The organism is Anaerotignum lactatifermentans DSM 14214 (genome assembly GCF_900142265.1).
In the GTDB taxonomy this organism is placed as follows: domain Bacteria; phylum Bacillota; class Clostridia; order Lachnospirales; family Anaerotignaceae; genus Anaerotignum; species Anaerotignum lactatifermentans.
The window spans coordinates 1-6,014 of record NZ_FRAH01000118.1; the positions used below are offsets into that span (position 1 = coordinate 1).

The 6,014-nt window shown below is 32.2% G+C and carries 6 protein-coding genes and 1 pseudogene; 3 read left to right on the forward strand and 4 right to left on the reverse strand.

Annotation, left to right across the window (positions count from 1 at the left end):
• The 3 genes and pseudogenes from BUB35_RS20195 to BUB35_RS17630 all read right to left on the reverse strand — a co-directional run.
• A pseudogene (locus tag BUB35_RS20195) lies at positions 1–657 on the reverse strand (IS256 family transposase); the annotation flags it as partial.
• 510 nt (positions 658–1,167) lie between these two features.
• Positions 1,168–2,232 (reverse strand): copper amine oxidase N-terminal domain-containing protein, encoded by a 1,065-nt coding sequence (locus BUB35_RS17625; RefSeq protein ID WP_072853849.1) that lies wholly within the window; start codon positions 2,230–2,232, stop codon positions 1,168–1,170.
• A gap of 76 nt (positions 2,233–2,308) precedes the next feature.
• On the reverse strand, positions 2,309–3,532 hold the full coding sequence (locus BUB35_RS17630) for a CHAT domain-containing protein (protein ID WP_072853864.1): 1,224 nt from the start codon (positions 3,530–3,532) through the stop codon (positions 2,309–2,311).
• Between the two features lie 370 nt (positions 3,533–3,902).
• Between BUB35_RS17630 and BUB35_RS17635 the strand changes: the two genes are divergently transcribed.
• From BUB35_RS17635 to BUB35_RS17645, 3 genes are read left to right on the forward strand one after another with little or no spacing between them, the layout of a single operon-like run.
• Entirely contained in the window at positions 3,903–4,337 is a 435-nt protein-coding gene (locus tag BUB35_RS17635; RefSeq protein WP_072853867.1) for a BlaI/MecI/CopY family transcriptional regulator, read from the forward strand.
• Between the two features lie 14 nt (positions 4,338–4,351).
• Positions 4,352–5,482 (forward strand): M56 family metallopeptidase, encoded by a 1,131-nt coding sequence (locus BUB35_RS17640; RefSeq protein ID WP_072853870.1) that lies wholly within the window; start codon positions 4,352–4,354, stop codon positions 5,480–5,482.
• Positions 5,483–5,728 carry a hypothetical protein gene (locus tag BUB35_RS17645; protein WP_072853872.1) on the forward strand — a complete coding sequence of 82 codons (246 nt, stop codon included), beginning with the start codon at positions 5,483–5,485 and terminating at the stop codon, positions 5,726–5,728.
• Between the two features lie 70 nt (positions 5,729–5,798).
• Here BUB35_RS17645 and BUB35_RS17650 read toward each other — a convergent pair.
• A partial coding sequence (locus BUB35_RS17650; protein ID WP_143185500.1) for an integrase core domain-containing protein occupies positions 5,799–6,014 on the reverse strand: 216 nt, incomplete at its 5' end.

Sequence of the window (6,014 nt, forward strand, 5' to 3'; positions counted from 1 at the left end):
TTTCGTTATCACCAACCTGAATGGTAAGCACTTCTTTTTTTCCTGCTGTATTAATTCCAAGAATTACATATGCCGCCAATTTGCGAATGACACCGTTATCCCGGACAGAATAGTGGATTGCATCGATAAATAGAATTGGATATACTTCATCTAACGGGCGGTTCTGCCAATCTTCAATCTGAGGGAGGATTTTATCTGTTACATCAGAAATGAATCCTTCCGAAGTTTCAAAACCGTAAATATCCTCGATGGTTTCGGAGATCTGTCTGGTAGTCATCCCCTTAGCATACATAGAGATGATCTTCTGATCGATATCTGAAATATCTTTCTGACGCTTTTTACGATTTGAGGTTGAAATGTGGATTTACGGTCCTGAGGCACCTCAATTTCCACGGAGCCATAGCTGCTGTTGACTCGTTTGCGTTTGTAGCCATTTCGATAATCATCGTTATCAGAACGCTTGGATTTTTCATATCCAAGGTGGTCTTCCATTTCGGCTTCCATCATTTCTTTGATGGTTCCACCAAGAAGATCTTTTAGAGCATCTTGAATATCTTCGGCTGTCTGAATATCGTATTCTTCCAGCAGCTGATGGATAATGTTACGTTTTCCCTCTGTCATTTGTACCCGATGTATGGGTTTCTTCTGTTTTGCCATAATAAAAGGTCCTCCTATAATTTAGATTTTACCATAGAAGAACCTTTCAGTTACATATTTACAGAAAAAGTTTCACACTGCCGCTGTATCTGGCTATGATAGATATTACGAAAAAATGGACAGGTCACAGACAGGATTGGGGTCAGATCCATTCTCAGCTGGAGATTTTCTTTGAAGAAAGGCTGTCTGGATTATAAGCAGCGACAAGACTGACAGGGCTGGTCAAGCCAGCCCTGCTTGACATGTCTGGAAACTGCAGTATAATACAAAGCAAAGGCAGAACCTCTAAATTGGTTCTGCCCAAAGTAACTAATGGCATATCTTATATCAGTTTTTTCAGTTTACACAAAACTTGAAACGGTCTCTACCATTATTCAAGGGATATGCTCATATACTTATAGATAAAGTGCTAAATAGCAGCCAATTGACAATTCAAGAAATAAATCTCCCCTTTAAATGATAAAATTTACCGCACATTTAGAGGGGAGATATTCTTCTAAACCATTATTTCTATAAAACAAAAGTATGTCTGTTTGCTCCTTCATATCCATTTGGATCAATAAAATTCACAACAACATCAGCCTTAAACTTTGAGCTATCTTCATCATAATAACGAATGATATTATAACCTTTAATGATACAGTTGGTATATTGATGTTCCAATAGAGTTTTTTCCCATAATTTCTCGTTAGAAATATTAGGTATTTTCATTTGATCCATATTTAGATTTTCTATCATGTTACGATTTCCGGTACATTTGATTGTTTTTACATATTTTTGAATTATGGTTAATTGATATCCAAAATTTGTTTTATAGTCGCCAAGATAGTAATAAATATCTAAGTAATGGATAGAAGGAGTAATTGTTGATGAATACTCTGTAATAATAAAATCATCAATTTTGAATTGTGGATCTATATTTTGTTTTATATATTTTTCTATGGAATCATATTGTTTTGATTCTGGGATATACATTAGATTATTGTCATTAAAGATTAGATCTTTTCCATTATCATATTCAATAATATCAACAGTTTCGGATATTCCGGTCTTATCTTCTGTTGATTCTCTATTTGATTGTTCGATAAGTATTGTATGACTGTCTTGATCCCATATGATTTCTAGGTTAGTTAAGCTGGCAATATCCCTGATAGGAAAATACGTATATCCGTTTATATTATATCCGGCTAGAACTTCATGATTTCCATCTATGATGATATCTTGATTAGTGGGAGTTCCTTCAATGGAGGTGTTGTTTTTTGTTAAGTTAATACTTAAAGAATTTTTATCATTTTCCTCCAAAGATAAAAGGATTGCTTTATTACTGTTATCCCATTCGATTTTAAAATGAAATGCATTAGCGATATCGCGTAATTTTATATAAGTTTTGTTATTAATAGAATAGGTAGAAATATTATTTAGTTCCGTAATTCCATATTTTGTTTTAGTTATTATAGGATACTTATTGGGTGTGATATGGAATGTGCTAGCTCCAATAGTTATTGGAGTATATATTTGTGTTGTGATAAATCCACATATTATTAATTTATGTAATATTTTAAAATGTTTATTCATATCTTTCACCTCAAAAAATCTTAGAATTTCTCAAAAAGGAGTTATTCATATAATATTACGGTATTTTAGTATCTATTTAATAAATGTGACTTGTTGCAAAACGATAACCTTCTGAATCCTCGTATACTGTATTGACAATATGGAAAACTTTACAACTGCTAGCATCAAAACGTGTTTCCAATTGCTGTTCTTTTACAATAGCATTTTCAACATTATCTTCAGCAATTGCTTTTTTGTAAAAATCATCATCACTTATGTTTAAAGTGTAAGAGCTCAGTACCAATTTATCAAGATCTACTTTATCATGATCTTTTGTAAAGGTGATGATTGTAGCTAATCCATCAATATAAATAACAGTAAACCCGTAATTGGTTTCTAAATTATTAAACACATATTTAAATTCTACTAAATCCACTGTATTGGTCATATGATTTTCTCGAACGACATAGTCGTCCAAATTAAATTTAGAATCAATAAACTTTTTGATATAACTTTCTAATTCATCATATCTTCCTTGCTGATATTCTATATGTTCTGTTATAATATGTTGTTCTAAGCTATCAAGCAGAAAATCATCCACAGTAATATTGTCACTTTGTTTTTTCAAATTGCTTGATTTTATATTGCTGGGTTTTTGGAGTGTATCATTAATATCTCCAAGCATGTATGTTTTCCAAATATTATTGTTGCTTGTAATTTGACTATATTCATTTAGCATATAATTTTTTGTTGAAATATATGCATTCATGTATGTTTTTTTATTTACACACAAATTTTTGGCAAACTCATCACTAAACAGACCAACGGTTCCACTATCAATGTCCTTGCACCATCCGAGAACAAAGTTTGCACCATTGTCTATAAAAGTAGTTCCCAGTCCAACATATTGATTTCCTACTAATGCACCCGTTGAACAAGCAGAAAGAATTACACATTGAGAATTACTAAAATTTGTATTCGAAATATTCTTATGAGATGGTTTGTTTGTTTGGGTAGTAATGCCACAACCATGACCAGTACTAATACCATCATACATTCCATGACCAGCAATATAAAGGAATCCGCTATTTAAATTTGCATCTGAATATTCTTCTATAGTTGGATTCAAAAAGAGACCAGGAACATTAAAACCATATTCTTTGAGCCATGCACTTGTGTTTTCCAATTCCACTCGGGTGTTGATTTCTTCATTTGGATCGTTACCACCAAAAAAATAGGCATCTTCTGCTTTTGCAAATACGGGAACTGAATTGCTAAGTAACAATAATGTTGATAATAAACAAATTAATCGATATTTCATTATTTTACCTCCCTAATCTAGATCCTTTTTGAGTTAAATTCCAAGATTTATGATTATATTAAAATAAGAGTATGAGCAACCGATTTTGTGTATAATTATAATAAGTATGCTTTTTAAAAATATAGATTATTATCGCCATTCTTATATCTTTGAAAATTTCTGTAAAACATAATTATACCTCCATCAAATAAAATAATATAATACATTGTATCATAATATAATATATATTTAAATTGATGTTGTCAATAAGATTTGTAGTATTGTTAATAAAAGAATGGTATTCTAGCAAGATATTAATAAAAATCATATAATTGACAATAAATAAATAATATATTAAAATATAATGTAAATAAATATAGGAGATGATTCTATGAAAAAAAACATACCATATCTTTTTCCAATGGAGTATGAAATGATGATGGTTTTTTGGAATAGTGATAAACCTTTGACAGCTGTGGATTTGATGGAATGTCGCAAAGAAGGATCATGGTCAAAGAATTCGACTCATCCATTGATCAGAACTTTGTTAGAAAAAGGTTTTCTTGAAGTATGCGGCACACAAAAAAGTGGAAAGGTAAATAGTCGTCTGTTTGTACCTGCAATTAGTATGGAAGAATATCTTTCTAGTCAAGTATCAGAAGTTTATGAAAACAAAAAATCAAAATTTAATATTGGATATTTTATGGCAAGTTTGCTGGGTGACGATTCTGCAAACGATGAAAAAATCATTAATGATTTGGAAGAATGGATCAAAAAGCGCCAGAATGGTTTAGAGGATAATGATAATCATGGTAAGGAGAATTGATATAGAGGTGCATCATGTTTTCGATAACAGGGTATTCACTATGTACGGCACTAATTGTTAGTAATTTATTTTTTATCCTTTTTATTTTCCTAGCAAATTCAAAAAAAATACTATTGCAGAGTTCTTTAATACCATTTAAAGTCATTGGTATTTTGATTTTGGTTAGGATGTTTGTGCCACTTGAAAATGGACATACAGAAGTAATTCCATCATATAATGTATTTCCAATGATACTGGATGTTCTCCAACGACCACTTTTTGATATTGGGGACTATCATGTAAAAATTGGAATATTACTTATGCTGATATGGATTACTGTTTCAGTACTTTTGCTTATTCATAAGTTTAAAAGTTATCGAACCTTTGTGATTGGCTGCAGTGGCGGAACTATGAGGTGCGATAAAAAGATGGCAGATATCTTGGAGGAAGTAAAGGCAGCAAACGGCTATCATTTTCCAACTACGCTGATTGTGGACAAATATTTTGATAGCATTATGGAGTTTGGCTTTTTTAAACAAACGATTCTTTTGCCTGATGTATCATATTCGGAAAAAGAACTTAGATACATACTGCATCATGAATTAGAACATTTTGCAAATAAAACAAATTGGATTAAGCTATTGATCACGATTATTGAGGTTCTGTTCTGGTGGAATCCGTTGGTGTATGTATTTAGAAATGCATGTTCGCATTTGCTGGAGATTTATTGTGATTATTCCATTAGCAAAGATTTTAAACAGTGGGAAAAACTAGAATATTTAGAATGCTTGTTACAGGAAGCAAAACGGGAATATTCGATACGGGCGCAAGGGGCAAAAAGAGATGTTTTTTATATTAACAATTTTGCTTTTGGATCACATTTAAAACAGAGATTCGAAGTGCTTTTGGATAGAAAAAGGAATTACATGTTCGAGATTGTACTTGGTATAGTCATGTTGATAGGTTTTTTCTATTCTTATAGCTTTGTCATTCAGCCGGGATATGCACCACCTGCTGTAAATCTTAGTGATTTTACACAGCAGGAATATGATATCAGGTATCAGAATGGAAAATACTTTGTTTATGTTGGAGATGAAGTGATAGCAGAATTTAAAACAAAAGAAGCAATGGAAGATGTTGGATTTGTATCAACGGAGGGATTTTAAATGAAAAAGAATTTTTTGAAAGTAATGTGTTTGACAATGGCGTTAGCTTGCATGCCGGTTCCTGCTATGGCAGCAACTAATTCAGAATCAGTAAGTGCAGTAGAAACTGATGCGGAATCAGTGGAGCCAAGAGCTGATGTTATTTACTATGTACATACAACTGTTAATGGTGTGAAAATGCATAGATTATGGAATGAAACAAAAGGGGTATGGGTAGGTCATTGGACAGAATGTGATTGTAAATAAGTAACACTATGTTGGACTATAGTCAATAAAGTGGACACAATTTATAAAGAAAAGTGCCGAGTACAGCTGCTTAGTGCTGTGCCCAGTACCATTCTTCTTTTTCATTTGGTGTCATCATTCCGAGAGAACTATGCGGTCTCTTGGCATTATAGAATCCTTCGATGTATTCGAATACAGATAACCGGAGTTCCTGCAGAGAATGATATGTTTTACGGTTAACTTCTTCTTTTTTGAGGTACTTGAAGAAACATTCACAGCAGGCATTATCGAAAGGATATCCTTTCTT

Coding starts and splice junctions, on each gene's coding strand:
- BUB35_RS17640 (WP_072853870.1), top strand. CDS start 4,352: ATGTTTTCGATAACAGGGTATTCACTATGTACGGCACTAATTGTTAGT.
- BUB35_RS17645 (WP_072853872.1), top strand. CDS start 5,483: ATGAAAAAGAATTTTTTGAAAGTAATGTGTTTGACAATGGCGTTAGCT.
- BUB35_RS17625 (WP_072853849.1), bottom strand. CDS start 2,232: ATGAATAAACATTTTAAAATATTACATAAATTAATAATATGTGGATTT.
- BUB35_RS17630 (WP_072853864.1), bottom strand. CDS start 3,532: ATGAAATATCGATTAATTTGTTTATTATCAACATTATTGTTACTTAGC.
- BUB35_RS17635 (WP_072853867.1), top strand. CDS start 3,903: ATGAAAAAAAACATACCATATCTTTTTCCAATGGAGTATGAAATGATG.